This is a genomic window from uncultured Methanobrevibacter sp. (genome assembly GCF_937906425.1).
Classification (GTDB): Archaea; Methanobacteriota; Methanobacteria; order Methanobacteriales; family Methanobacteriaceae; genus Methanobrevibacter.
On the sequence record NZ_CALCYR010000160.1, the window covers coordinates 1 to 1,837 of the forward strand.

Consider the following 1,837-nt stretch of genomic DNA (forward strand, 5'->3'; position numbering starts at 1 on the left):
ATTTTAAATTAATTAAATAAACAAGATATGCTAAAAAAATTAATGTTATAAATATTAAAATAATGATTAATTAAATTAATTTAAAAATATTAAATATTAAAATAAATAGCCATGTTTCTAATTAAAATACATTAAACATAAAATTTCAAAAATACAATTAAGAGCATCTACATATTGCAAGCAATATTATTAATAAAATAGGAAAAGTTATAAAAATTTAATAAAAAAATAATAAAAAAGTGTAAAAACAATAAAATTAGTCTAAAAATAAATAAAAATGATATAAAAATGATTATGAAAATGATTATGAAAATGATTATGAAAATGAAAAAGAAAAACAGAACATAAAAAAATAAATTAAATATTAAAAATCAATTTAAAATAAAAATAAAACTAATAAATCTCTTTCAGGTCTTTTACCAGCTTCTCAAGGTGTTCCATTTTAATATGATTCATTATAACAACACGAATAGCCTTAGGGCAAGACGCACAAGAAACCTTCCAATCTTTTTCTTCCAATAATTGTGCCAAATCTTCTGCTTCCATCTCAGGATGATTGAATGCAACTATATTCAATTTAGGCTCTACAACCAATTCATAACCGATTTCCTGAACGGACTTGGACAAATATGAAGTTTTTTCCATTGCATCCCTTGCATAATCTCTATAACCTTCCCTTCCCAAATAGTTCATGACAGCATAAGTTGCTGCAGATGAAGCTCCTAAACGAGTTCCGACAATTGTAGACTGATGCTTAACAGTCAAATATGGAGAATCAACAGACATTACATCCAAATACTTTTGACCTCTAAACAGTATTCCTCCAGAAGGAATAGGCGCCAAACCCATCTTGTGAGGGTCTACAGTAATTGAGCAAACTCCAGGATTGGAAAAGTCAAAATTCGGCAAGTCATAGCCTAAATCATTTAGGAATGGAATGGTAAAGCCGCCGAAAGCCGCATCAACATGCAAGTGAAGATTATTTTCCACAGCTATTTTAGACAATTCTTCAATAGGATCTATCATTCCCAATTCAGTTGTTCCGGCAATTCCAACAATAGCTACAGTATTATCGGAAATATTCTCTTCAACGGATTTTGGATCAATGCAATAGTTTTCATCCAAATCGGCTGAAACAAGCTTTAAGTTTAACATGTCAGAAGCTTTCTTAAATGAAAAATGAGCGGATTGGGGAACAATCAGTTCTCCATTTTCAATCCCCTTCTCCTCACGAGCGAGATTTCTTGCAGCCCTTATTGCCATAAGGTTAGCTTCAGTACCACCGGTTACAATATGACCTGCAGGGTTTTCCAAGGACAGAAAAGAGCCAATCATTTTCAAAACATTATCCTCGATTAATTTAGTACCCTTGAATAGACCAGGATCACCTAAATTAGAATCTAAAAATTGTTTAAAGGCCTCTTCAGCAATAGGATGTGGATTGGTACACATGGAACCTAAAATCTTCCCATCATCATATTTGCAATCCATTGCTTGAAAGTCATCTAACTGTTTGAAAATCTCCTCTCGAGACATAGGCTTTTCATTCATAATATTTCCTCTAAAAGATTAGAAATCATAAAATAAGAAATAAATATTAAAAATTTAAAAATTTGAAAATTTAAAAAATTAATTAAATTCAAGGAATAGGAAATAAAAAGAATTAAATTTAATACTTAAAAAAATCCTCAAATATGAATTATACATAAAGAAATCTTCAAATATTAAATTTAATTCTCAAAATTTGAAATTCAAAGAATTATTTTTTAAAAAAATAATAAAAATGATTTAAAATTTAAATTAAAATAATTAAAATTAAAATTAAAATTAAAATTAA

Annotated in this window: 1 protein-coding gene; it reads right to left on the minus strand. The window is 28.1% G+C overall.

Features of this window, described 5'->3' with window-relative positions; translation table 11 throughout:
* Positions 1–393 precede the first annotated feature (393 nt).
* Positions 394–1,551, minus strand: coding sequence for a tyrosine decarboxylase MfnA (gene mfnA, locus Q0138_RS04570; RefSeq protein WP_297981527.1), 1,158 nt, complete (start codon positions 1,549–1,551; stop codon positions 394–396).
* Positions 1,552–1,837: the final 286 nt, after the last annotated feature.

Excerpts from the sequence above, each read along its gene's own strand:
- mfnA (WP_297981527.1), bottom strand. The coding sequence starts at position 1,551 with ATGAATGAAAAGCCTATGTCTCGAGAGGAGATTTTCAAACAGTTAGAT.